This window comes from Thauera aminoaromatica (genome assembly GCF_000021765.1).
In the GTDB taxonomy this organism is placed as follows: domain Bacteria; phylum Pseudomonadota; class Gammaproteobacteria; order Burkholderiales; family Rhodocyclaceae; genus Thauera; species Thauera aminoaromatica.
The window spans coordinates 1,947,680-1,972,288 of sequence record NC_011662.2 but is presented as its reverse complement, the minus strand read 5'-3'; the positions used below and the strand labels follow the sequence as shown (position 1 = coordinate 1,972,288).

Annotated in this window: 22 protein-coding genes, 1 tRNA gene and 1 pseudogene; 1 reads left to right on the top strand and 23 read right to left on the bottom strand. The window is 66.4% G+C overall.

Annotated features, from left to right (window positions below):
- Positions 1 to 8: 8 nt before the first annotated feature.
- The 19 genes and pseudogenes from nuoK to TMZ1T_RS08570 form a co-directional block, all read right to left on the bottom strand.
- Complete coding sequence (gene nuoK, locus TMZ1T_RS08660) at positions 9 to 314, bottom strand: NADH-quinone oxidoreductase subunit NuoK (protein ID WP_004304479.1); 306 nt, start codon at positions 312 to 314, stop codon at positions 9 to 11.
- A 63-nt stretch (positions 315 to 377) separates the two neighbouring features.
- Positions 378 to 983, bottom strand: coding sequence for an NADH-quinone oxidoreductase subunit J (locus TMZ1T_RS08655; RefSeq protein ID WP_012585171.1), 606 nt, complete (start codon positions 981 to 983; stop codon positions 378 to 380).
- 33 nt (positions 984 to 1,016) lie between these two features.
- The gene (gene nuoI, locus TMZ1T_RS08650) at positions 1,017 to 1,502 is read right to left on the bottom strand and encodes an NADH-quinone oxidoreductase subunit NuoI (RefSeq protein WP_004304483.1); all 486 of its coding nucleotides are present in this window, start codon (positions 1,500 to 1,502) and stop codon (positions 1,017 to 1,019) included.
- Between the two features lie 7 nt (positions 1,503 to 1,509).
- Positions 1,510 to 2,559, bottom strand: coding sequence for an NADH-quinone oxidoreductase subunit NuoH (gene nuoH, locus TMZ1T_RS08645; RefSeq protein ID WP_012585170.1), 1,050 nt, complete (start codon positions 2,557 to 2,559; stop codon positions 1,510 to 1,512).
- Positions 2,559 to 4,898, bottom strand: a complete 2,340-nt coding sequence (gene nuoG, locus TMZ1T_RS08640) for an NADH-quinone oxidoreductase subunit NuoG (RefSeq protein WP_004304487.1) — start codon at positions 4,896 to 4,898, stop codon at positions 2,559 to 2,561. Before nuoG ends, nuoH begins: the two co-directional genes overlap by 1 nt.
- Entirely contained in the window at positions 4,892 to 6,196 is a 1,305-nt protein-coding gene (gene nuoF, locus TMZ1T_RS08635) for an NADH-quinone oxidoreductase subunit NuoF (RefSeq protein WP_041589635.1), read from the bottom strand. The genes nuoG and nuoF overlap by 7 nt, the downstream gene beginning before the upstream one ends.
- Positions 6,197 to 6,207: 11 nt before the next feature.
- Complete coding sequence (gene nuoE / locus TMZ1T_RS08630) at positions 6,208 to 6,687, bottom strand: NADH-quinone oxidoreductase subunit NuoE (RefSeq protein WP_004363482.1); 480 nt, start codon at positions 6,685 to 6,687, stop codon at positions 6,208 to 6,210.
- Between the two features lie 88 nt (positions 6,688 to 6,775).
- Positions 6,776 to 8,029, bottom strand: a complete 1,254-nt coding sequence (locus TMZ1T_RS08625; RefSeq protein WP_012585168.1) for an NADH-quinone oxidoreductase subunit D — start codon at positions 8,027 to 8,029, stop codon at positions 6,776 to 6,778.
- Positions 8,022 to 8,627: an NADH-quinone oxidoreductase subunit C gene (locus TMZ1T_RS08620; RefSeq protein ID WP_004304495.1), complete on the bottom strand. Its 606-nt coding sequence runs from the start codon at positions 8,625 to 8,627 to the stop codon at positions 8,022 to 8,024. The genes TMZ1T_RS08625 and TMZ1T_RS08620 overlap by 8 nt, the downstream gene beginning before the upstream one ends.
- Positions 8,628 to 8,641: 14 nt before the next feature.
- The gene (locus tag TMZ1T_RS08615; protein ID WP_002926530.1) at positions 8,642 to 9,118 is read right to left on the bottom strand and encodes a NuoB/complex I 20 kDa subunit family protein; all 477 of its coding nucleotides are present in this window, start codon (positions 9,116 to 9,118) and stop codon (positions 8,642 to 8,644) included.
- A 3-nt stretch (positions 9,119 to 9,121) separates the two neighbouring features.
- Entirely contained in the window at positions 9,122 to 9,496 is a 375-nt protein-coding gene (gene ndhC, locus TMZ1T_RS08610) for an NADH-quinone oxidoreductase subunit A (protein ID WP_004304497.1), read from the bottom strand.
- Between the two features lie 107 nt (positions 9,497 to 9,603).
- A tRNA-Leu gene (locus tag TMZ1T_RS08605) sits at positions 9,604 to 9,688 on the bottom strand.
- Positions 9,689 to 9,753: 65 nt separating this feature from the next.
- Positions 9,754 to 10,104 carry a preprotein translocase subunit SecG gene (gene secG / locus TMZ1T_RS08600; protein WP_004304499.1) on the bottom strand — a complete coding sequence of 117 codons (351 nt, stop codon included), beginning with the start codon at positions 10,102 to 10,104 and terminating at the stop codon, positions 9,754 to 9,756.
- Between the two features lie 32 nt (positions 10,105 to 10,136).
- Entirely contained in the window at positions 10,137 to 10,874 is a 738-nt protein-coding gene (tpiA, locus tag TMZ1T_RS08595) for a triose-phosphate isomerase (protein ID WP_012585167.1), read from the bottom strand.
- Between the two features lie 122 nt (positions 10,875 to 10,996).
- Positions 10,997 to 11,239: pseudogene (locus tag TMZ1T_RS08590) on the bottom strand (phosphate ABC transporter ATP-binding protein); the annotation flags it as partial.
- 149 nt (positions 11,240 to 11,388) lie between these two features.
- On the bottom strand, positions 11,389 to 12,741 hold the full coding sequence (gene glmM, locus TMZ1T_RS08585) for a phosphoglucosamine mutase (RefSeq protein ID WP_004304504.1): 1,353 nt from the start codon (positions 12,739 to 12,741) through the stop codon (positions 11,389 to 11,391).
- 56 nt (positions 12,742 to 12,797) lie between these two features.
- Entirely contained in the window at positions 12,798 to 13,628 is an 831-nt protein-coding gene (folP, locus tag TMZ1T_RS08580) for a dihydropteroate synthase (RefSeq protein WP_012585166.1), read from the bottom strand.
- A 100-nt stretch (positions 13,629 to 13,728) separates the two neighbouring features.
- Complete coding sequence (gene ftsH / locus TMZ1T_RS08575; RefSeq protein ID WP_004304508.1) at positions 13,729 to 15,621, bottom strand: ATP-dependent zinc metalloprotease FtsH; 1,893 nt, start codon at positions 15,619 to 15,621, stop codon at positions 13,729 to 13,731.
- A 122-nt stretch (positions 15,622 to 15,743) separates the two neighbouring features.
- Positions 15,744 to 16,367 (bottom strand): RlmE family RNA methyltransferase, encoded by a 624-nt coding sequence (locus TMZ1T_RS08570; RefSeq protein ID WP_004304510.1) that lies wholly within the window; start codon positions 16,365 to 16,367, stop codon positions 15,744 to 15,746.
- Between the two features lie 82 nt (positions 16,368 to 16,449).
- On the opposite strand from TMZ1T_RS08570, the gene yhbY reads away from it, so the two are divergent.
- Positions 16,450 to 16,902 carry a ribosome assembly RNA-binding protein YhbY gene (gene yhbY, locus TMZ1T_RS08565; protein ID WP_012585165.1) on the top strand — a complete coding sequence of 151 codons (453 nt, stop codon included), beginning with the start codon at positions 16,450 to 16,452 and terminating at the stop codon, positions 16,900 to 16,902.
- A 111-nt stretch (positions 16,903 to 17,013) separates the two neighbouring features.
- Here yhbY and greA read toward each other — a convergent pair whose 3' ends face one another.
- From greA to TMZ1T_RS08545, 4 genes are all read right to left on the bottom strand, one after another.
- On the bottom strand, positions 17,014 to 17,490 hold the full coding sequence (gene greA / locus TMZ1T_RS08560; RefSeq protein ID WP_004303476.1) for a transcription elongation factor GreA: 477 nt from the start codon (positions 17,488 to 17,490) through the stop codon (positions 17,014 to 17,016).
- Complete coding sequence (gene carB, locus TMZ1T_RS08555) at positions 17,487 to 20,717, bottom strand: carbamoyl-phosphate synthase large subunit (RefSeq protein WP_004303478.1); 3,231 nt, start codon at positions 20,715 to 20,717, stop codon at positions 17,487 to 17,489. The genes greA and carB overlap by 4 nt, the downstream gene beginning before the upstream one ends.
- 83 nt (positions 20,718 to 20,800) lie before the next feature.
- Entirely contained in the window at positions 20,801 to 21,943 is a 1,143-nt protein-coding gene (carA, locus tag TMZ1T_RS08550; protein WP_004303480.1) for a glutamine-hydrolyzing carbamoyl-phosphate synthase small subunit, read from the bottom strand.
- Positions 21,944 to 22,103: 160 nt separating this feature from the next.
- Positions 22,104 to 24,605 carry a response regulator gene (locus TMZ1T_RS08545; protein ID WP_012585164.1) on the bottom strand — a complete coding sequence of 834 codons (2,502 nt, stop codon included), beginning with the start codon at positions 24,603 to 24,605 and terminating at the stop codon, positions 22,104 to 22,106.
- Positions 24,606 to 24,609: the final 4 nt, after the last annotated feature.

Here is a 24,609-nt window from a genome sequence, read left to right as displayed (position 1 = left end):
ACGCTTCCTTATCCCTTGAGGCTGTCCAGATCATCCACGTGGATCGTGCGCATGTTGCGGAACATCACGATCAGGATCGCGAGGCCGATCGCCGATTCGGCCGCCGCCACGGTAAGGATGAAGAAAACGAAGACCTGGCCGGCAATGTCGCCGAGGTAATGCGAGAAAGCGACAAAGTTCATGTTCACCGAGAGCAGCATCAGCTCGATGGCCATCAGCAGCACGATCAGGTTCTTCCGGTTGAGGAAGATCCCGACCACGCTGATCGCGAACAGGATCGCGCCCAGGATGAGGAAATGGGAAAGCGAAAGCATCAGTGACTCCCTGATCGCACCGGCAGGCTGTCGGTGCGGTTCTTGTTTTGTTCGCGTGCGTTGTCAGTCGTCTTTCTCGGACTGCATCTTCACCAGCTCGACCCGGCCCTCGCGCCTCACGGCGACCTGCTCGGACGGCGGGATCGACTTCAGCCCCTTGCGCTTGCGCAGCGTCAGCGCAACCGCGGAGACCATCGCCACCAGCAGCACCAGCGAGGCGAGCTCGAAGGCATAGACGTAGTCGGTGTAGAGCACGCGGCCCAGCTCGCGGGTGTTGCTGTAGTCCGCGGCGACCGGCGCCGGCGCGGGCATCGCCTCGAGGCCGAAGTAGCTGCCGCCGAGCACCATGACCATCTCGACCAGCATCAGGATGCCCACCAGGGCCCCCACCGGCAGGTAGCTCCAGAAGCCCTCGCGCAGGCGGTCAAGGTTGATGTCGAGCATCATGACCACGAAGAGGAAGAGCACCATCACCGCGCCGACGTACACCATCACCAGCGTGACCGCGAGGAACTCGGCCTGGAGCAGCAGCCAGAGGCCGCCGGCGTTGAAGAAGGTCAGCACCAGGAAGAGCGCGGCATGTACCGGGTTCCGGGCGGTGATCACCCTCAGCGCCGCGAGCACCATGATCGCGGCGAGAAAGTAGAAGACGAAGGTCTTGAATTCCATGTTCTTGACTCGTGGCGCCGAGGCGCCCTCCCCTTAGCGGTACTTGGCGTCCTGTTGGCGGTCTGCCGCAATCTGCGACTCGTGTCGATCCCCCACCGCGAGCAGCATCTGCTTCGTGTAGTACAGATCGCCGCGCTGCTCTCCGTGGTACTCCAGCACGCGAGTCTCGACGATCGCATCCACCGGACAGGCTTCCTCGCAGAAGCCGCAGAAGATGCATTTGGTCAGGTCGATGTCGTAGCGCGTCGTGCGGCGCGATCCGTCGTCACGCTGATCGGACTCGATCGTGATCGCCATTGCCGGGCAGATCGCCTCGCACAGCTTGCACGCGATGCAGCGCTCCTCGCCGTTCGGGTAGCGGCGCAGCGCGTGCAGGCCACGGAAACGGTTGCTCTGCGGCGTCTTCTCTTCCGGGAAGAGGATGGTGATCTTGCGCTGAAAGAAATGCCGTCCGGTCAGAGCCATGCCCTTGACAAGTTCCTTCAGGAACAGACTGCCGATGTAATCCTTGGCACCCATGGTCTTCTCAACTCCAGATCGACAGCGGCGACATCATCCACACGGTCACCACGAACAGCCACACGAGGGTGACCGGGATGAACACCTTCCAACCTAGACGCATGATGTGGTCGTAGCGGAAGCGCGGGAAGGTGGCTCGCGCCCACAGGAACAGCAGCAGGATGAACGCGGTCTTGACCGCCAGCCAGTGGAAACCGTCAGGCAGGAAGCCCACGGGCGACAGCCAGCCACCGAGGAACAGGATCGAGGTCAGGATCGACACCAGAATCATGTTCGCGTATTCGGCGAGGAAGAACAGCGCGAAGGTCATGCCCGAGTACTCGACCATGTGCCCCGCGACCACCTCGGCCTCGCCTTCGACCACGTCGAAGGGCGCGCGGTTGGTCTCGGCGATGCCCGAGATCACGTACACCACGAACATGGGAAAGAGCGGGATCCAGTTCCACGACAGGACGCCCAGGCCCATGTCAGCGAAGCGGCCTTCGTTCTGCGACATGACAATGTCGGTGAGGTTGAGGCTGGCCGAGATGAGCAGCACGCAGATCAGCGCGAAACCCATCGACACCTCGTAGGACACCATCTGCGCCGCGGCACGCATCGAACCGAGGAAGGGATACTTCGAGTTCGACGCCCAACCTGCGACGATCACCCCGTACACCTCCATCGAAGTGATGGCGAGCAGGAAGAGCAGACCGGCATTGACGTCCGCGAGCACCAGGCCGTCGTCGAAGGGCACCACTGCCCAGGCTGCCAGCGAGGGCGCGATCGCCAGGATGGGACCGAGGATGAAGAGGCCCTTGCTGGCCCCGCTCGGAACGATGATCTCCTTGAACAGCAGCTTCATGCCGTCGGCGATCGGCTGCAGAAGGCCCTTCGGACCGACCCGGTTAGGGCCGATGCGGACCTGCATGTAGCCGATGACCTTGCGCTCGGCGAGCGTCAGGTAGGCGACGCAAATCATCAGCGGCGCGATGATCGCGACGATCTTGAGCAGCGTCCAGATGGCCGTCCAGGAGGGGCCGAAGAAATCCGCCACGGGTTGCAGCATCGCTTCCATCACGCACGCTCCACGCTGAGATCACCGCTCATCGCGCCGAGCGCCGCGGTCGAGGGATGCGCGGCGGCGACGCGCACGCATCCTGCAGCCAATCCATCATCCGCCTGGGCCACGAGTTCCACGCTCGCCGTACCCTGTGCCACGCGCACACGGTCCCCGGCCGCGAGGCCGAGCGCCGCGAGCGTTGCCGGCGCGATTCGCGCCGTGGGTGCCGCTGCGTCGCGCGTCTTCTGCAGCGACGGGGCGCGGCGCGCGATCGGATCGGCGAAGTGGATCGGCACGTCGGCTACACGCTCGAGCACGCCTGCCGGACCGGTAGCCGAAGAGACCACGATACCTTCCACGCCATTGTCCAACCGGCTGGCGAGATCACCCGCGAGCGCCTCGGCACGCACGGCCTCGGAGTCGGCGTGGGCGAAACCCTCGAGCGCGAGCAGGTTACCGAGCACGCGCAGCACCTTCCAGCCCGGACGGACATCGGCGAAGGGCTTGGCCACCGCGGTGAAGCTCTGCGCGCGGCCCTCGCAGTTCACGAAGGTGCCCGAGGTCTCGGTGAAGGGGGCGATCGGCAACATCACGTCGGCCACCTGCCGCAGCGACGGCGAGTCGAAGCTTGTGAGCGCCACCACGAGCTGGGCACCGTCGAGCGCAGCCATCGCCGCCGCCGGATTGGCAAGGTCGAGATCGGGCTCAAGGTTCAGGGTCACGTAGGCCGCACGTGGCTGCTCGATCATCGCGGCGGCGTTCAGGCCACCCGCGCCGGGAACCGCGCCGGCAAGATAGCCGCCGACGCTGTTGGCAGCCTCGCCGATGAAGCCGAAGCTACCGTCGGTGAGGCGCGCGATCTCCTGCGCGAGCATCTGCAGCTCGGAAGCGCGGGCGTGCTGGACGGCGAGATTGCCGAGCCAAACCGCAACCTTGCGGCCGCTGGCGAGACTCTGCGCGATGGCGAGCGCTTCATCGCTCACTGTCTCGGGCAGTTTGCCGAGCAGCGCGACGCTGACCTCGGCGCCCTTCTCCTTCGCCAGCGCGACCACGACCTGGCCGAGCGTGGCCACCATCGCCGAAGGCGCGACCAGCGCGCGGTTGCGCACCGGGAGCAACCACTCTTCGGCGTTCGGGCCGATGGCGCTGACGTGCAGGCCTTTCTTTGCGGCCTGGCGCACGCGCTGCGCCAGCAGCGGCGCATCCTTGCGCAGGAAGCTGCCGACCACGAGCAGGCGGGTCAGATCCTTGACGCCGGCGATCGGCATCCCCAGCCACGGAGCGCCGGCGCGCTTGCCGTCGGCACGGAAGTCGACCTCGCGCAGGCGGAAATCGATGTTCTCGCTACCGAGCCCGCGCATCAGCTTCTGCAGCAGGTAGAGCTCTTCGACCGTGGCGTGCGGCGAGGCCAGCGCGCCGATCGAGGCGGCACCATGATCGCGCTCGACGCCGCGCAGGCCGGTGGCGACGAACTCGAGGGCGGCCTGCCAATCGACCTGCTTCCACTGCCCGCCCTGGCGGATCATCGGCGCGCCGAGGCGCTGCTCGCTGGACAGGGCCTCGTAGGAGAAGCGGTCCTTGTCGGACAGCCAGCACTCGTTGACGTCTTCGTTCTCGAACGGCAGCACGCGCTTCACCACGTCGTGCTTGGTCTGGACGATCAGGTTGGCGCCGAGGGAGTCGTGCGGGCTCACCGACTTGCGGCGCGAGAGCTCCCAGGTACGAGCGGCGAAGCGGAAAGGCTTCGAGGTCAGCGCACCGACCGGGCAGAGGTCGATGATGTTGCCGGAGAGCTCGGAATCGACCGTCTTCTCGATGAAGGGCATGATCTCCGCATGCTCGCCGCGGAAGGCCTGGCCGAGCTCCATCTCGCCGGCGATCTCGGTGGTGAAGCGAACACAGCGCGTGCAGTTGATGCAGCGCGTCATGTCGGTCGACACCAGCGCGCCAAGGTTCTTGTTGAACACCACGCGCTTCTCTTCCTGGTAGCGCGAGGCGGTCGAACCGTAGCCCACTGCGAGGTCCTGCAGCTGGCACTCGCCGCCCTGGTCACAGATCGGACAGTCGAGCGGGTGGTTGATCAGCAGGAACTCCATCACCCCCTTCTGCGCCTTCACGGCGAGCTCGGAGTGCGTCCATACCTTCATGCCATTGGTAACGGGTGTCGCGCAGGCGGGCAGCGGCTTGGGCGCCTTCTCGACCTGCACCAGGCACATCCGACAGCTAGCCGCGATGGACAGCTTCTTGTGGTAACAGAAGTGCGGAATGTAGGACCCGGCAACCGCTGCAGCCTCGATCACCGTGCTGCCGTCGTTGACCTGGACCTGCTTGCCGTCGATTTCGATCTCTAGCATGACGGGCTCACGTAGATTTGACTGCCAGCGCGCTGCACTTCGGGCGGCACGAGGCACTTCTTGTTTTCGATGTGGTATTCGAACTCGCTGCCAAAGTGCTTGACGAAGCTCTGCACCGGCATCGAGGCGGCGTCACCGAGCGCGCAGATCGTGCGGCCCATGATGTTGGTCGTCACCGAGTTCAGCAGGTCGAGGTCGTCCGGGCGGCCAAGACCGTGCTCGATGCGATGCACCACACGGTACAGCCAGCCGGTGCCCTCGCGACAGGGCGTGCACTGGCCGCAGGACTCCTCGAAGTAGAAGTAGGACAGTCGCTCGAGGGCCCTGACCATGCAGGTGGTCTCGTCCATCACGATGACCGCGCCGGAACCGAGCATCGATCCCGCCTTGGAGATCGAGTCGTAGTCCATCGTGCAGTCCATCATCACGCCGCCGGGAACGACCGGAGCGGACGAACCACCAGGGATGACCGCCTTGATCTTGCGCCCGCCGCGCATGCCGCCAGCCATCTCGAGCAGCTCGGCGAAGGGCGTGCCGAGCGGGATCTCGTAGTTGCCCGGGCGATTGACGTGGCCCGAGACCGAGAAGAGCTTCATGCCGCCGTTGTTGGGCTTGCCGAGGTTCAGGAAGGCCTCGCCGCCCATGTTCATGATGAACGGGACGGACGCGAAGGTCTCGGTGTTGTTGATCGTGGTCGGCTTGCCATAGAGGCCGTAGCTCGCCGGGAAAGGCGGCTTGAAGCGCGGCTGGCCCTTCTTGCCCTCGATCGACTCGAGCAGCGCGGTCTCCTCGCCACAGATGTAGGCGCCGTAGCCGTGATGCGCGAAGAGTTCGAAGGAGAAGTCGCTGCCGAGGATGTTGCGGCCGATGAAACCGGCCTCGTGGGCCTCCGCAAGCGCCTCCTCGAAGCGCGAGTAGGTCTCGAAGATCTCGCCGTGGATGTAGTTGTAACCCCGCGCGGCACCCATCGCGTAGGCGGCGATGGCCATGCCCTCGATGACGCTGTGCGGGTTGTAGCGCAGGATGTCGCGGTCCTTGAAGGTCCCCGGCTCGCCCTCGTCGGAGTTGCACGCGAGGTACTTGTCGCCCGGGAAGGAGCGCGGCATGAAACTCCACTTCAGTCCGGTCGGGAAGCCCGCTCCGCCACGACCGCGCAGCACCGAGGTCTTGAGCTCGGCGATGATCGCGTCCTGCGGTATCTTCTCGGCGAGGATCTTGCGGAGCGCCGAATAACCGCCGCGGGCGACGTAGTCCTGGAGCCGCCAGGTGCGGTCGCCGTCGCAGCCGGCGAGGATCATTCCTTGCGTGCTCATTTCTTGTCCAGCTCGGCCAGCATCTGGTCGATCTTCTCGGTGGTCATCCAGCTGCACATGTGATGGTTATTCACCAGCAGCACCGGGGCGTCGCCACAGGCGCCCATGCACTCGCCTTCCTTCAGCGTGAACTTGCCGTCGGGCGTGGTCTCGTTGAAGTCGATGCCGAGCTTTTCCTTGATGTAGTCCGCCGCATGGACGCCGCCGGACAGCGCGCACGGCAGGTTCGTGCACACGGTGATCTTGTGCCGTCCGACCGGCGCGAGGTCGTACATGTTGTAGAAGCTCGCGACCTCGAAGGCGGCGATCGGCGGCATGCCGAGGTACCTGGCCACGAACTCGATGAGTTCCTTGGGCAGCCAGCCCTTCTCGACCTGCGCGATCCGCAGCGCGGCCATGACCGCAGACTGCGTCTGATCGGGCGGATACTTGGCGATCTCTCGATCGATCTGTTGCAGCGATTCCTGGCTCAGCATGTCGTCTTGATCTTCCGGATAGCCTGCCGATTCTTGTTTGATACCGCGGCGCCCGCAGGCGCCCATCCGCTGTTGCGCGCGGGCGCGCTCAGCGATCGATCTCGCCGAACACCACGTCCATCGTGCCGATGATCGCGACCACGTCGGCAATCATGTGGCCACGGGCGATGTCGTCCATGGCCGCGAGGTGCGCGAAGCCCGGCGCGCGCAGCTTGAGCCGGTAGGGTTTGTTCGCCCCGTCCGACACCGCATACACGCCGAACTCGCCCTTCGGATGCTCGACCGCCGCGTACACCTCGCCCTTTGGCACGTGCATGCCTTCGGTAAAGAGCTTGAAATGGTGGATCAGCTCTTCCATGTTGGTCTTCATCGCCTCGCGAGAAGGCGGCGCGACCTTGTGGTTGTCGGTGATGACCGGACCGGAGTTCTTGCGCAGCCAGTCGATGCACTGCTTGATGATGCGGTTCGACTGGCGCATCTCTTCCATGCGGCACAGGTAACGGTCGTAGCAGTCGCCGTTCTTGCCGATCGGCACATCGAAATCGACGCGATCATAGACCTCGTAGGGCTGCTTCTTGCGCAGATCCCAGGCGATGCCCGAGCCGCGCAGCATCGGACCGGTGAAACCCCAGGCCAGCGCCTGCTCAGGCGATACCACGCCGATGCCGACGGTACGCTGCTTCCAGATGCGGTTGTCGGTCAGCAGTGTCTCGTATTCGTCGCAGTAGGTCGGGAAGCGGTTGGTGAAGTCCTCGAGGAAGTCGAGCATCGAGCCTTCGCGGTTGGCGTTGAGCTCGCGAACCGTCTTCTCGTTCTTGAACTTGTTGACCTCGTATTTGGGCATGCGGTCCGGCAGATCGCGATAGACGCCGCCCGGACGGTAGTACGCCGCATGCATGCGCGCACCCGAGACTGCCTCATAGACGTCCATCAGGTCTTCGCGCTCGCGGAACGTATACAGCACCATGGTCATCGCGCCGATGTCGAGGGCATGGGTACCGATGTTGAGCAGGTGGTTCAGGACGCGGGTAATCTCGTCGAACATCACCCGAATGTACTGGGCCCGCAGCGGAACCTCGACCCCGAGCAGCTTCTCGATCGCCATGCAGTAGGCGTGCTCGTTGCACATCATGGACACGTAGTCGAGACGGTCCATGTACGGCACGGACTGCACCCAGGTGCGCGTCTCGGCGAGCTTCTCGGTGCCGCGGTGCAGGAGGCCGATGTGCGGGTCGGCGCGCTCGACGACTTCGCCGTCGAGTTCGAGCACGAGGCGGAGCACGCCGTGCGCCGAGGGGTGCTGCGGACCGAAGTTGATCGTGTAGTTGCGGATCTCAGCCATGGCCGACGTCCCCGTATTTCTCTTCGCGCACGATGCGCGGCGTGTTCTCGCGCGGCTCGATGCTCACCGGCTGATAGACGACCCTGCCCTGCTCCGGGTCGTAGCGCATTTCGACGTACCCCGAAACCGGGAAGTCCTTGCGGAACGGATGACCGACGAAACCGTAGTCGGTCAGGATGCGGCGCAGATCCGGGTGGCCCGAATACAGGATCCCGTACAGATCGAAGGACTCGCGCTCGTACCAGTTAGCGCTCGGCCACACATCGACCACCGAATCGATCACCGGGAAGGCGTCGTCGTCGGCGAACACGCGAACACGCAGGCGCCAGTTGTGCTTGACCGAGGTCAGGTGGGCGACGGAAGCGAAGCGCTTGCCCTCCCAGATCGCGTTACCGTAGGCGGAGTAGTCGAGACCCGAAAGGTCAATCAACTGCTCGAAGCGCAAATCGGCATGGTCGCGAAGCTGGCGTGCGACGCGGGGATATTCGGCAGCGGAGACCTCGATCGTCACTTCACCGCGATCGAGTACGAGCGACTGGATCCGGTTACCGAAAACGTCGCGCAAGGTCTGGCTGAGGCGTTCTAGCTTGGCACTCATGTCTGGGACACCCGTCAGCGCGCAATCGTGTTCGTGCGCTTGATCTTGTTCTGGAGCTGGAGAATGCCGTAGATCAGCGCCTCGGCGGTGGGCGGACAGCCCGGCACATAGACGTCGACCGGCACGATGCGGTCACAACCGCGCACGACCGAGTACGAATAGTGGTAGTAGCCACCGCCGTTGGCACAGGAGCCCATGGAGATGACCCAGCGCGGCTCCGACATCTGGTCATAGACCTTGCGCAGTGCCGGCGCCATCTTGTTGCACAAGGTTCCGGCGACGATCATCAGGTCGGACTGGCGCGGACTCGGCCGGAACACAACACCGAAGCGATCCAAGTCGTAGCGGGAACAGCCCGCGTGGATCATCTCGACCGCGCAACAGGCCAGACCGAAGGTCATCGGCCACAACGAGCCGGTGCGCGTCCAGTTGATGACCGCATCGAGCGAGGTGGTGACGAACCCCTCGCGGAAGACGCCCTCAATGCTCATGCATTACTCCCAGTCGAGTGCGCCGTTTTTCCACTCGACGATATAGCCAATGACCAGAATCGCCAGAAAAACCATCACTGAGCCGAATACGAACCAAGCGATTTCGCCGGCGGCGATGAACTCCTGGAAGACCGTCGCCCACGGAAAGAGGAAGGCGATTTCGAGGTCAAACAGGATGAAGAGAATGGCGATCAGGTAGTAGCGGACATCGAACTTCATGCGGGCGTCTTCAAACGCCTCGAAGCCGCACTCGTAGGGAGAATTCTTTTCGGAATCGGGACGATAGGGGGCGAGGAGTCGCCCGAGGATGACCGGCGCAAGGCCGAAGCCGAGGCCGACGAGCATGAACATCAGGACGGGAAAATAATTTTCCAGCATGTCCGGAAACCCCCATTTGAAGTCCGCGGCGTCATTGGCGCGCCGCAATTATTGTTATTGCTCAGCTCTGCGTAGAAACGCCCGCTTCTGCGGGCGTTCCCGGAATGTGGTGCCGACGATGAGACTCGAACTCATACGGCTTTCGCCACTACCCCCTCAAGATAGCGTGTCTACCAATTTCACCACGTCGGCGCTTCGTTCTGACAGCGCGATAATTATAAGTGTTTTCCCGCACTGCGCAAAGGGCTCGCAACCAATTATTTCGGGATCGACTGGGCCGGCGAGGACTCGACGGGCGCGGCCGGAGCCGGGTTCGTTGCGGGCGCAGTCTGCGCCCCTTCCATCACGCTGCCCGGTGCCGCCGGCTTGTTGCTGGCAAGGAAGCTGAGCCCGAGGCTGGTCAGGAAGAAAACCGTGGCGAGTACCGCAGTGGTGCGACTGAGGAAGTTCGCCGAACCCGATGCACCGAAGAGACTGCCCGATGCGCCGCTGCCGAAGGCTGCACCCATGTCTGCACCCTTGCCGTGCTGCACGAGCACGAGCCCGATCACGCCGAGGCCCACCAGCACATGCACGGTAAGCACGAGAGAGAAAAGATATTCACCCATCTTGAATCCTGAAAGATACGAATCGTTGAAACTCAGACCCCACCCGCCGCGGCGCAGCAGATGGCCAAGAAATCCGCAGCGACGAGCGAGGCGCCGCCGATCAGCCCACCGTCAACATCCTCCACGGCGAAGAGCGCCGCGGCATTGTCCGCCTTGACGCTGCCGCCGTAGAGGATGCGGACGCCACCCGCCGCCACGCCGTGTACCTTCAGCCACGCGCGGATCGCAGCATGCACCTCGGCCACCTGCGCCACGCTCGCGGAGCGCCCGGTGCCGATCGCCCACACGGGTTCGTAGGCTAGCACCACCGCACCCATCGCCGCGGCGCCGAGCACCTCGCGCACCGCCTCGAGCTGGCGGCCGATCACCTCGACCGCACGCGCCTCGTCGCGCTCGGCGAGCGTCTCGCCCACGCACACGATCGGCACCAAGCCAGCCTGCAGCGCGGCGAGCGCCTTGCGCCCGACCGTGGCATCTTCCTCGCCGAAGAGGGCACGGCGCTCGGAGTGACCGACGATGGCGTAGCGGCAGCCGAACTCCGCGAGCATGGCCGCACTCACCTCGCCGGTATAGGCGCCGGCCGCGTACTCCGACACGTCCTGCGCACCGAGGGCGACGCCCTCGGGCCGTTGTTGCGCCTGGGCGAGATAGGGATACGGCACACACACGGCGATTTCCACGCCCGGGATCGACACGAGGCCGTCGAGCAGCTCGCGATTGGCGGCGAGGCTGCCGTTCATCTTCCAGTTACCGGCAACGAGTCTGGTCATGGGAGAGGGAATATCCGTGCAGATAAACCGCAGGATTATACGGCTTGCGGACGATCACCCGCAATGCGACCAAGCCTCGCGCAGCGCGGGGCGCGCACTCTTCCGCCCGGGATCGTTGCTCGGCCGCAGCGACCGGTGATGTCGTCCTCGGTCTCCTTCTTGTTCGGCTTCACGAAGAGCTCGTCGGTGACGTCGAACTCCACCATCTCGCCCAGGTACATGCAGGCGGTGTAGTCCGAGCTCCGGGCCGCCTGCTGCATGTTGTGGGTGACGACGACGATGATGGACTCTTCCTCCAGTTCGTCGATCAGTTCTTCGATACGCGCCGTCGAGATCGGATCGAGCGCCGAAGTCGGCTCCTCCGCCGGGATGCCCCTCGGGGTTGAAGACCGAGCCCGTCAGGTAGCCAGCGATTGTCGCAGCCACGCTGCGTGTCATCGAACGGGCAGATCTGCCTTCTTCCCGCGTCCGGACGGAGCCTTGCGCCCCGTCCTCCCATCTCATGCAGCCCGAATCAGGCGATCGCTTCCTCGACGACGCCGGCGATCTCGCGCGCGAGACGCTCGACCAGCTCGCCGTCGCGGCCCTCCACCATCACGCGCAGCAGGGGCTCGGTGCCCGAAGGGCGCAGCAGCACGCGCCCGCTATCGCCGAGCGTCTGTTCGGCTCTGGCCTGTGCGCTCGCGATCGAGCCGTCCGCACGCCAGTCGAAGCCGGCAGGCATGCGCACGTTGATCAGGCGCTGGGGGTAGAACACCAGATCCGCGCAGGCGTCCGCCAGCGAAAGTCCGCGCTGCTTGAGCGCGGCGAGCACTTGCAGCGCCGACACGATGCCGTCGCCGGTCGTGTGGCGGTCGAGGCAGATGATGTGACCGGAGTTCTCGCCGCCAATCTTCCAGCCGCGCTCCTGCAGCAGCTCGAGCACGTAGCGGTCGCCCACCTTGGCGCGTGCAAAGGGCGTGCCGAGGCGCTGGATCGCGTGCTCGAAGCCGAGGTTGCTCATCAGCGTGCCGACCACGCCCTCCAGCCGGCCTTCGGCGTGGCGCGCACAGGCCACCACGTAGAGCAGCTTGTCGCCATCGTAGATCTCGCCCCGATGGTCCACCATGATCAGGCGGTCGGCGTCGCCGTCGAGCGCGATGCCCAGGTCCGCGCCATGCTTGAGCACCGCCTGCCGCAGGTTCTCCGGCCGCGTCGCACCGACGCCGTCGTTGATGTTGAGGCCGTTGGGCTCGACGCCCACCGGGATGATCTCCGCGCCGAGCTCGTGGAAGACCTTGGGGGCGATCTGGTAGGCCGCGCCGTGCGCGCAATCCACCGCGATGCGCAGGCCGCGCAGGTCGAGCTCGTTGGGAAAGGTGCTCTTGCAGAACTCGATGTAGCGCCCGGCGGCGTCGTCGATGCGGCGCGCCTTGCCCAGGCGGGCGGAGTCCACACAACCCATCGGCTCGTCGAGGTGGGCCTCTATCTCGGCCTCGACCGCATCGGGCAGCTTGCTGCCGTCGGCGGAGAAGAACTTGATCCCGTTGTCGTAGAAGGGGTTGTGCGAGGCCGAGATCACCACGCCGGCCTGCAGGCGCAGTGCGCGCGTGAGATAGGCTACCGCCGGGGTGGGGATCGGTCCGGCCAGCATCACGTCCACACCAGCCGCGGCGAACCCGGCCTCGAGCGCGGCTTCGAGCATGTAGCCGGAAATGCGCGTGTCCTTGCCGATCAGCACCGCGGGGTGTTCGCCCGCGGGCAGCTTCTCGCGCGCGACCAAGGTCACGCCGGCCGCATAGCCCAGCCTCATCACGAACTCGGGCGTGATCGGCGTATCACCGACCTTGCCACGCACACCATCGGTGCCGAAATACTTGCGCGCCATCTTCGCTCCAGCAGCTTTCGAAAGCGCGGATTATGACACCGCGGGCGGTGCCTTGCTCAGCATCCCGTCACGGTCGCCTTCCACACCGCGAGCGCGTCGCGAGTGGCGGCGACGTCATGCACCCGCACGATACGCGCGCCGTTCTGCACCGCGATCAGCGCCCCGGCGACGCTGGCCGCAAGCCGCTCGCCGACCGCGCGACCGGTGACTGCGCCGAGCATGGACTTGCGCGACAGCCCCGCCAGCACCGGCAACCCGCCGACGCCGACACGCGCGAGCTCGCGCAGCAGCGCATAGTTGTGGCCGACGCTCTTGCCGAAGCCGAAGCCAGGGTCGAGCACGATGCGCTCGCGCGCCACGCCTGCGGCCACGAGGGCGGCAACGCGCTCGTCGAGGAAGCCGGTCACCTCGCCGACCACGTCGGCGTAGCGCGGATCCTGCTGCATCGTACGCGGCTGGCCGAGCATGTGCATCACGCACAAGCCGGACTCGCCCGCGGCAACCGCCTCGATCGCACCCGATGCGCGGAACGCGTTGATGTCGTTGATCATGTCCGCACCCGCCGCGAGCGCGGCGCGCATCACCGTCGGCTTCAGGGTGTCGATCGAGAGCGGCACTTTCCAGCCGCGCGCGGCCTCGACGAAGCGCACCACGCGCTCGAGCTCCTGCGCCTCGGGCACCGGGTCCGATCCCGGCCGGGTCGACTCGGCGCCGATATCGAGCATCTCCGCCCCTTCCTCCAGCGCACGCTCGGCGCGCGCGAGCGCACGGGCGAGGTCGCCACGCAAACCGTCGCCGGAGAAGGAGTCGTCGGTCAGGTTGATGATCGCCATCACCCTGGGCTGGGACAGATCGAGCCGGAAGCGGCCGCATTGCAGGACGGACATCGAGACCTCGGGAAAAGCAAGGCGTCCGGGCGCAGGCGCGCGGACGCCGGAATGGAAAGGGGCCGGTCCGGCCGGCCCCTTGAAACGGAAGTTGTCGAACTCAGGCGGCAGGTGCTGGCGCGGTGGGCGCCGCACCCGGCGCGTCGTCCTTCGGACGGCTGGACGGCGCCGATGCCGGCTTCGGCGGACGCGGCGGGCGGCCGGCCATGATGTCATTCACCTGCTCGGCGTCGATGGTTTCCCATTCCAGCAACGCGGCCGTCATCGCCTCGACCTTGTCGCTGTTCTCTTCGAGCAAGCGCCGCGCCAGCGAGTACTGCTGATCGATGATGCGGCGGATCTCCGCGTCGACCTTCTGCATCGTCGCCTCGGACACGTTGCGGTGCGTGGTGACTTGGCGGCCGAGGAAGATCTCGCCCTCCTCCTCGCCATACACCATCGGTCCGAGCGTGTCGGACATGCCCCACTGCGTCACCATCCGGCGCGCGAGGTCAGTGGCACGGGCGAAGTCGTTCGACGCACCGGTCGTCATCTGCTTCATGAAGATCTCTTCGGCGATGCGGCCACCGAACAGCACGGCGATGGTCTGCAGCAGTCGATCGCGGTCCTGGCTGTAGCGATCCTCGGTCGGCAACTGCATGGTCACGCCCAGCGCACGGCCGCGCGGGATGATGGTCACCTTATGCACCGGATCGGTCTTGTCGAGCAGACGCGCCACCACCGCGTGACCGGACTCGTGGTAGGCGGTGTTGCGGCGCTCCTCCTCGGGCATGACCACCGAGCGGCGCTCGGCGCCCATCATGATCTTGTCCTTGGCGCGCTCGAAGTCCTCCATGTCGACCAGACGCTTGTTGGCGCGCGCGGCGAACAGCGCAGCCTCGTTCACCAGGTTGGCGAGGTCGGCACCGGCAAAGCCCGGCGTGCCGCGCGCCAGCACCTGCGGATCGACGTCGGGCGCGATCGGCACCTTGCGCATGTGCACCTTGAGAATCTGCTCGCGACCACGGATGTCGGGCAGCGCCACCACCACCTGGCGGTCGAAGCGGCCCGGGCGCAGCAGAGCCGGGTCGAGCACGTCGGGGCGGTTGGTCGCGGCGATCACGATCACGCCGGTCTGGCCCTCGAAACCGTCCATTTCGACCAGCAACTGGTTGAGCGTCTGCTCGCGCTCGTCATTGCCGCCGCCCAGACCCGCACCACGCTGGCGGCCGACCGCGTCGATCTCGTCGATGAAGATGATGCAGGGCGCCTGCTTCTTGGCCTGCTCGAACATGTCGCGCACGCGCGCCGCGCCTACGCCGACGAACATCTCGACGAAGTCGGAGCCGGAGATCGAGAAGAAGGGCACCTTGGCCTCTCCGGCGATCGCCTTGGCGAGCAGGGTCTTGCCGGTACCCGGCGAACCGACCATCAGCACGCCCTTGGGAATGCGGCCGCCGAGCTTCTGAAACTTGGACGGATCACGCAGGAACTCGACCAGCTCGGCAACTTCTTCCTTGGCCTCGTCGCAGCCGGCAACGTCGGCAAAGGTCACCGAATTGGCCGACTCGTCGAGCATGCGCGCCTTGCTCTTGCCGAAGGAGAACGCCCCGCCCTTGCCCCCGCCCTGCATCTGGCGCATGAAGAAGATCCACACGCCGATCAGCAGCAACATCGGGAACCACGACACGAATACGCTGGCGAGGAAGGACTGCTCCTCCTCGGGCTTGCTGGCGTTGATCTGAACGCCGTAGCGCATCAGGTCTGAAATCATCCAGATGTCCTGCACGCCCGGCGTATACACCGTGATCGTGCGCCCTTCCTGGGTGGTGGCCTTGAGCACGCGGCCATCGACGGTCGCGCGCGCGATCCGTCCCGCCTTGGCCTCCTCCAGGAACTGGGAATACTCCATGGTGCTGGCCGGCGTCTGGCGCGTGTTGAACTGGTTGAATACCGTCATCAGCACGACGCCGATAACCATCCAGATCGCGAGATTCTTGAAGAGATTGTTCAACTTTCTGTTCCCCGAAAGCCATTCCGGCCTGTACGCGACTGACCGATTCTAGTGGCGATTGTTCCCACGGGCAAACCAATGGGGCACATAGCGCAACCCAATCGCCCCCCCCGCATGCGAACTCAAGGCCGGCGCGGCCCCCGGCCGACGAGATAGACCTCGGCGCTACGGTCGCGCGAAGCCTTGGGCTTGCGCACCTGCACCGAGACGAACGCCGCCTCCATCTGCTTGCGATACTCCATGAAGCCCTCGCCCTGGAACACCTTGACCACGAACTGCCCACCCGGCTTGAGATGACGCACCGCGAAGTCCAGCGCCAATTCGCAAAGATGTACCGAACGTGCCTGGTCGACCGTCGCAACCCCTGAAAGGTTCGGCGCCATATCCGACAGCACCACATCCACGCTCGCGCCACCAAGGCGCGCTTCGAGCTCCTCGAGCACGGCATCCTCGGTAAAGTCGCCGAGCAGGAACTCCACCCCCGCCACCGGCTCCATGGGCAGGAGGTCGAGCGCGAAGATGCGTCCCTTGGGCCCGCAGCGCTTCACCGCAAGCTGGCACCACGAGCCGGGCGCCGCTCCCAGGTCGACGACCACCGCGCCCGGACGCAGCAGGTGGTCGCGCTCGTCGATCTCGAGCAGCTTGAAGGCGGCGCGTGCGCGATAACCCTCGGCCTGGGCGCGTTGCACCCAGGGATCGTTCACATGATCGTGCACCCAGGCACGGCTGGTCTTGTTCTTCTTCATCCTCGCTCCATCCGCGACGGCCATCCTTGGCACGTACGGGGTAGAATCCGCGTCCCGGGCTTCACCCATCCAGAGATTTGCAATGACCGAGCTTTCCCCGGCCGAGCGCAGCGAGCTGCGCGCCCGTGCCCACCACCTGAACCCCGTCGTGACCGTAGCCGGCAACGGCCTCACGCCGGCCGTCCTCGCCGAGATCGAACGCGCCCTGCAGGCGCACGAGCTCATCAAGGTCAAGGTCCAGGGCGCCGAACGCGAGCAGCGCGAGGCCTTGATGCAGGAGCTGTGCGCCGCGGTGGACGCCGCCCCGGTGCAGCACATCGGCAGCATCCTCGTCGTCTGGCGTGCGCGCCGCGAGGACGACAAGAGCTCCGCGCCCGCAGAGAAGAAGCCTGTGCGCACTTCCACCGCCAAGTCGGCCGCCGCCTTCGCTGCCGCCGCGCGTCGTGCCGCGCTCGCCAAGGCGAGCGCAGAGTCGCGCCGCTCGCCGGCACGTGCGCCCGCCCCGCGCGGACGCGGCGCCGCACGCGGCCGCTGAGCCGCACCCGCCCGGCTCGCCCACCCGCCCGGCTCGCCTTGCGCCGAGGCTGCAAACAAAGGGGCGGTGCATCGCACCGCCCTCTTCATCGCCACGCCGGCAAGGTGCAGATCAGACGTAGCGCACGTCCAGGATCTCGTACTCGCGCACCCCGCCGGGCGCCTGCACCTCGGCGATGTCCCCCGCGTATTTTCCGATCAGCGCACGCGCGATCGGCGAGCTGATCGAGATCTTGTTGTCCTTGATGTCGGCTTCATCGTCGCCGACGATCTGGTAGGTCACGACCTGGCCGGACTCGAGGTCTTCGAGCTCGACCGTGGCGCCGAACACGCAGCGACCGTCCGCATCGAGCAGTGTCGGATCGATGATCTGCGCGTTGGCGAGCTTGGACTCGACCTCCATGATGCGGCCCTCGATGAAGCCCTGGCGATCCTTGGCAGCCTCGTACTCGGCGTTCTCGGAGAGGTCGCCGTGCGACCGCGCCTCGGCGATCGCGGCGATCACGTTGGGGCGCTCGACGGTCTTCAGTCGATGGAGTTCGGTGCGCAGCTTCTCGGCGCCGGCGACGGTAAGCGGGGTCTTGTTCATGCTTGCTGCTTCAGTTCGGCGTGCAGGCCCTGCACGGAATACACCTCGAGACCGTTCGAAAGGTGGCGCATGCCCATGCACGCGGCGCGCGCGCCCTCGATGGTGGTGAAGATCGACACCTTTGCGGCGAGCGCGCTGGTGCGGATCGAGCGCGAGTCAGCGATCGCCTGGCGCTTCTCGTCGACGGTGTTGATCACCAGCACGATCTCCTCGTTCTTGATGATGTCGACGATGTGCGGACGGCCCTCGTTGACCTTGTTGACCACGCCCACCGGGATCCCGGCGGCCTCGATCGCCGCTGCGGTGCCGCGGGTGGCCACCAGCGCGAAGCCCATCTCGTGCAGCTCGCGCGCGACCTCGATCGCGACCGGCTTGTCGGTCGGACGCACGCTGATGAACACCGTGCCCGCGGTTGGCAGGCGCACGCCCGCGCCCATCTGGCTCTTCACGAAGGCCTCGGCGAAGCTGCGGCCCACGCCCATGACCTCGCCGGTGGACTTCATCTCGGGCCCGAGGATGGTATCCACGCCGGGGAACTTCACGAACGGGAACACCGCCTCCTTGACCGAGTAGTAAGGCGGAACGATCTCACCGCTGACGCCCTGCTCGGCCAGGCTCTGACCCGCCATGCAGCGCGCGGCGATCTTGGCCAGCGGCAGCGAGCAGGCCTTGGAGACGAAGGGCACGGTGCGCGAGGCGCGCGGGTTCACCTCGAGCACATAGACGACCGCATTGTCGCCCTCGCCCTGGATCGCGAACTGCACGTTCATCAGGCCGACGACCTTCAGCGCGCGCGCCATGGCCTCGGTCTGGCGGCGCAACTCGTCCTGCAGCCTCGCCGACAGGGTATAGGGTGGCAGCGAGCAGGCCGAGTCGCCCGAATGCACGCCGGCCTGCTCGATGTGCTCCATGATGCCGCCGATCATCACCTGCTTGCCGTCGGACAGCGCATCGACGTCCACCTCCGTGGCGTCGTTGAGGAAGCGGTCGAGCAGCACCGGCGACTCGTTCGAGACCTTGACCGCCTCGCGCATGTAGCGCTCGAGGTCCTTCTGCTCGTGCACGATCTCCATCGCGCGGCCACCCAGCACGTAGGACGGGCGTACCACCAGCGGATAGCCGATCTCGGCCGCGAGGCGCACGGCTTCGGCGGGCGTCCGCGCGGTGCGGTTGGGCGGCTGACGCAGACCGAGCTCGACGAGCAGTTGCTGGAAACGCTCGCGGTCCTCGGCGGCGTCGATCATGTCGGGGCTGGTGCCGATGATCGGCACGCCGTTGGCTTCGAGCGCCTGCGCGCGCTTGAGCGGAGTCTGGCCGCCGAACTGCACGATCACGCCGACCGGCTTCTCGATGTGCACGATCTCGAGCAGGTCTTCGAGCGTGATCGGCTCGAAGTACAGGCGGTCCGAGGTGTCGTAGTCGGTGGACACCGTCTCCGGGTTGCAGTTGACCATGATGGTCTCGTAGCCATCCTCGCGCAGGGCGAGCGCCGCATGCACGCAGCAGTAGTCGAACTCGATGCCCTGGCCGATGCGGTTGGGACCACCGCCGAGCACCATGATCTTCTTGCGCTCGGTCGGCATCGCCTCGCACTCGTCCTCGTAGGACGAATACAGGTAGGCGGTGGAGGTGGCGAACTCGGCCGCGCAGGTGTCGACGCGCTTGAACACCGGGCGCACGCCCAGCGTATGCCGATGCAGGCGCACCGCGGTCTCGTCAGCATTGAGCAGCTTGGCCAGGCGGCGGTCGGAGAAGCCCTTCTTCTTGAGCTCGCGCAGCTCGGCGGCCTGCAGCGCCTTCAGCGAGCGCCCGGCGAGCGCCTTCTCGGAGAGCACGATGTCCTCGATCTGGGCGAGGAACCAGGGGTCGATCTTGGACAGGTTGAAAACCTGCTCGAGGCTCATACCCTCGCGGAAAGCCTGGCCCACGTACCAGATGCGCTGCGCGCCCGGGCTGGCGATCTCGTGCTCGAGATCCTCGCGGTCGGCCTCGACCTCGTCCAGGCCATACACGCCGACCTCCAGCCCACGCAGCGCCTTCTGGAAGGATTCCTGGAAGCTGCGGCCCATCGCCATGACCTCGCCCACCGATTTCATCTGGGTGGTCAGGCGGTCGTTGGCCTGGGGGAATTTCTCGAACGCGAAGCGCGGGATCTTGGTGACGACGTAGTCGATCGAAGGCTCGAAGGACGCCGGGGTGGCGCCACCGGTGATGTCGTTGCGCAGCTCGTCGAGGGTGTAGCCCACCGCCAGCTTGGCCGCGACCTTTGCGATCGGGAAACCGGTGGCCTTGGAGGCCAGCGCCGACGAACGCGACACGCGCGGGTTCATCTCGATGACGATCATGCGACCGTCCTGGGGATTGATGGCGAACTGCACGTTCGAGCCGCCCGTGTCCACCCCGATCTCGCGCAGCACCGCGATCGAGGCGTTGCGCATGATCTGGTATTCCTTGTCGGTGAGCGTCTGCGCCGGCGCGACGGTGATCGAGTCGCCGGTGTGCACGCCCATCGGGTCGAGGTTCTCGATCGAGCACACGATGATGCAGTTGTCGGCGCGATCGCGCACGACCTCCATCTCGTATTCCTTCCAGCCCAGCAGCGACTCCTCGATCAGCAGCTCGTTGGTCGGACTCGCCTCGAGGCCGCGCTTGCAGATCTCCTGGAACTCTTCCATGTTGTAGGCGATGCCGCCGCCGGTGCCGCCGAGCGTGAAGCTCGGGCGGATGATCACCGGGAAGCCGATGCCACCCTGGACCTGGAGCGCCTCTTCCATGCTGTGGGCGATGCCCGAGCGCGCGGAGCCGAGACCGATCCTGGTCATCGCGTCCTTGAACTTGAGGCGGTCCTCCGCCTTGTCGATCGCCTCTTCCGAAGCGCCGATGAGCTCGACGCCGTACTTGGCGAGCACGCCGTGGCGACCGAGGTCGAGCGCGCAGTTGAGCGCGGTCTGGCCGCCCATGGTCGGCAGGATCGCGTCGGGACGCTCCTTGTCGATGATGCGCTCGACCACCTGCCAGGTGATCGGTTCGATGTAGGTGACGTCGGCCGTCTCCGGGTCGGTCATGATGGTCGCCGGGTTCGAGTTGACCAGGATGACCTTGTAGCCTTCCTCGCGCAGGGCCTTGCAGGCCTGGGCGCCGGAATAGTCGAACTCGCAGGCCTGGCCGATGATGATCGGGCCGGCGCCGATGATCAGGATGGTCTTGATGTCTGTACGTTTCGGCATTGTCTTGCCTCGATGATTCCTCGACGCCGCGACTGTCGCGCGTCAAAAACTGGGGGGCAGGCCGCAGCCTGCCGCGGGCCGGGTTACTTGGCGGCTTCCATCAGACCGATGAAGCGGTCGAACAGGTAGGCGACGTCATGCGGCCCGGGGCTCGCTTCCGGGTGTCCCTGGAAGGAGAAGGCGGGCACGTCGGTGCGCGCAATCCCCTGATTGGTGCCATCGAACAAGGATACGTGCGTCACCTTCAGGTTCGCCGGCATGGTCGCCGGATCGACCGCGAAGCCGTGGTTCTGGCTGGTGATCAGCACTTTGCCGGTGTCGAGATCCTTGACCGGATGGTTGGCGCCATGGTGACCGGTGGGCATCTTCATGGTCTTCGCGCCCGAGGCCAGCGCCAGCAGCTGGTGGCCGAGGCAGATGCCGAAGGTCGGCATGCGCGCGGCGACGAGCTCGCGGATCGCGGCGATCGCGTAGTCGCAGGGCTCGGGGTCGCCGGGGCCGTTGGACAGGAACACCCCATCCGGATTCAGCGCCAGCACTTCGGATGCCGGCGTCTGCGCCGGCACCACCGTGAGGCGGCAGCCGCGCTCGACCAGCATGCGCAGGATGTTGTACTTGACGCCGAAGTCGTAGGCGACGACGTGGAAGCGCCCGTCGGCGCGGTCGCTGTAGCCGCTCCCGAGCGCCCACTCGGCCTGCTTCCATTCATAGCGCTCGGCGACACTGACGACCTTGGCGAGGTCCATGCCCGCGAGGCCGGGAAAGGCGCGCGCCTGGGCCACGGCAGCCTCGGCGTCGAGCGCCTGGCCCGCGGCCGCAGTGACGATGCAGCCCGCCTGCGCACCCTTCTCGCGCAGCACGCGGGTGAGCTTGCGGGTGTCGAGGCCTGCGATCGCGACCACCTTCTCGGCGCGCAGGTAGGCGTCCAGGCGCTGGGTCATGCGAAAGTTGGACGGCAGGATGGGCAGGTCGCGGATGACCAGACCGGCCGCCTGCACGCGCGAGGACTCGATGTCCTCGGGGTTGATGCCGGTGTTGCCGATATGCGGATAGGTCAGGGTGACGATCTGGCGGCAATAGCTCGGGTCGGTCAGGATTTCCTGATACCCCGACATCGAGGTGTTGAACACCACCTCGCCGACCGTGCTGCCAACCGCGCCGATACCCTTGCCGTGGAAGACGGTTCCATCGGCGAGCGCAAGAAGGGCGGGCGGGAATGCACTCACGAGAAGCTCCTGGAATCTGCTTGGGAAGTCATGCGGGCACGCGAACGACGCGCCCGATATGTACAAAAAGCGGGACGGGCCTCCGGGCCGATCCCGCTTCGAAAACCTTTCAATTGTATATTTCCGGCGGATTCAAGGCAAATCGCCCGCGCACCTCCGCTCACCCGCCGCAGGCCGTTTCTTCCCGCAGAACCTCGCCGAGCAGCTCGATCTCGCGCGCCGCAAGGCCCGCCTGGCTGGTCAGCGCGCGCGGATCGCCCGCCGCGGCCAGCTCCTCCAGACGGCGCGCGGCATCCACCGCACGCTGCGCCGAGAACACCCCGACCGAGCCCTTGATCATGTGCCCGAGCTCGCGCAGGCGCGCGAAATCCATGTCGGCGGCGCCCTTGTGCAAGTCGGCGACCGTGCGCGGCAGATCGCGCAGGAAGACCTCGACCAGTTGCTCGACCACCCCGTCCTCGCCTGCGAACATCGCGCGCGCGTCGTCGAGGCAGGCGATGCGGCGACGGTCGGCAGGATCGAGCTCGAGCAGGGTGATGTCGCCGGCGGCCTCGTCGGCATCCGCCGGACCCAGCACGCGCTCGATCGCGGCGAACAGCGCCTCGGGGCGGACCGGCTTGGCGACGTAGTCGTCCATCCCCGCCTGCAGGCAGCGCTCGCGGTCGCCCTCCATCGCGTGCGCGGTCATCGCGATGATCGGCACCGGCTTCCAGTCGCCCGCGAGCACCCAGCTGCGCCGCGCCTCGCGCGCGCGGATGGCCTGCGTGGCCTCGATGCCGCCCATCACCGGCATCTGCACGTCCATCAGCACCACGTCGAAGTGACGGTTGTCGATCGCCTCGAGGGCCTCCTCACCGTTGTTCGCCACCGTCACGCTGTGGCCGACGTGCTCGAGCATGCGCTTGGCCACGGTCTGGTTGACCGGGTTGTCCTCGACCACCAATACCTCGAGCACGCGCGCCGGCGGCTCCATCCCCACCGTGGAGCGCAGCTCGACCGGTGCGAGCTCGAAGGGCGGCGGCTCGGCAGCCTCGCGCTCGCCGCCCTGCGCCATGCGCAGCACGGCCAGCAGGTCCTCGGCCGAGAAGGGCTTGGCGAGGCGGTAGCCGAGCCCGAGCTCCTCGCAGCGCAGGGCATCGTTGCGCTGCGAGTGGCTCGCCATCATCGGAATGATGCGGTCCGGCCGCGGCCACGCGGCGGCGAAGCGCTGCGCCAGCGCGAAGCCGCCCGGCTCCGGCAGGTCCGCATCCATCAGCAGGAACGCGAAGGGATCGCTGCCGTCCGCGGCGCGCGCCAGCGCCTGCTCCACCGCCACGCCACTGCAGGCCGCCTCGGCACGCAGGGCGGCCTCCTGCAGGGTCGCGCACAGGAAATCGGCGAAGGCGGCGTTCGCGCTCGCCACCAGCACCCGCGTCCCGGCGAGTGCGCCGACGCGCAGCGGGGTCGGGTCGGCGACCGCGCGCAGCGGCAGGGTCACCTCGAAGCGGCTGCCCGCACCCGGCACGCTATCGACACCGATCCGGCCCCCCATCAGCTCGGTGAGCTGGCGGCAGATCGCCAGACCGAGGCCCGTGCCGCCGTACTTGCGCGTGGTCGAATTGTCCGCCTGCGAGAAGGCACCGAAGATCGCCTCGAGCTTGTCGGGCGCGATGCCGCAGCCGGTGTCGCGCACGAGGAACTCGATGCTGGCCGCGCCGCCGTTGCGCTGGACGCAGCGCACGCGCACCTCGACCTCGCCGTGCTCGGTGAACTTGATCGCGTTGCCGATGAGATTCACCAGGATCTGGCGCAGCCGGGTGGGGTCGCCGCGCAGCACCGAGGGCACGTCGGGCGCGACGTCATAGTAGAGCTCCAGCCCCTTCTGCGAAGCACGCAGCGCGAGCGCGCGACAGGTCTCCGACACCACCGAGTGCAACGAGAAGTCGATCTGCTCGACGCTCAGGCGGCCAGCCTCGATGCGCGAGAAGTCGAGGATGTCGTTGATGATGGTCAGCAAGGCCTCGGCCGAGGACTTGACCGTCTGCAGGTACTCGCGCTGCTCGCCCGCGATCGTGGAGTCGAGCAGCAGGTCGGTCATGCCGATGATGCCGTTCATCGGCGTGCGGATCTCGTGGCTCATGTTGGCGAGGAAGTCGCCCTTGGCCCGGCTCGCCGCCTCGGCTGCCTCCTTGGCCTGGAGCAGTTCGATCTCGCGCAGCTTGCGCTCGGTGACATCACGGTAGGTGCCCTCGACGCGCGCCCAGCGCCCGTCCTCGCCGCGGCCGCTCGCGTTGCCGCACACCTCGAGCCAGTGCCAGCTCGCGTCCTGCGCGCGAATGCGGATCTCCGCGCGCAGCTCGGCCGCTTCTCCGCCGAGGTGGGCGCGCAGCGCCTGCTGCAGCGCCGCCCTACCCTCGTCGTCCACTAGCGCCATCCAGTCGCCCGCATCCCCGCCGTCGTAACCGAGCAGCCTGCGCCAGCGTTCGTCGAGCCGGATCGAGCCGCCACGCAGGTCCATGTACCACACGCCGGCACCCGCATTCGCCGACACCAGGTCGAGGTGCCGGCGCGCGCGCGCCAAGCTGCGCAGCGCCGCATCGCGCTCGGCGCGCAGGCGGGAGAGCTCCGCCTCGACGGAACCGGGATCGGGAGGACTCCCGCGCGATTCGGCCGCGCCGCTCATGGCA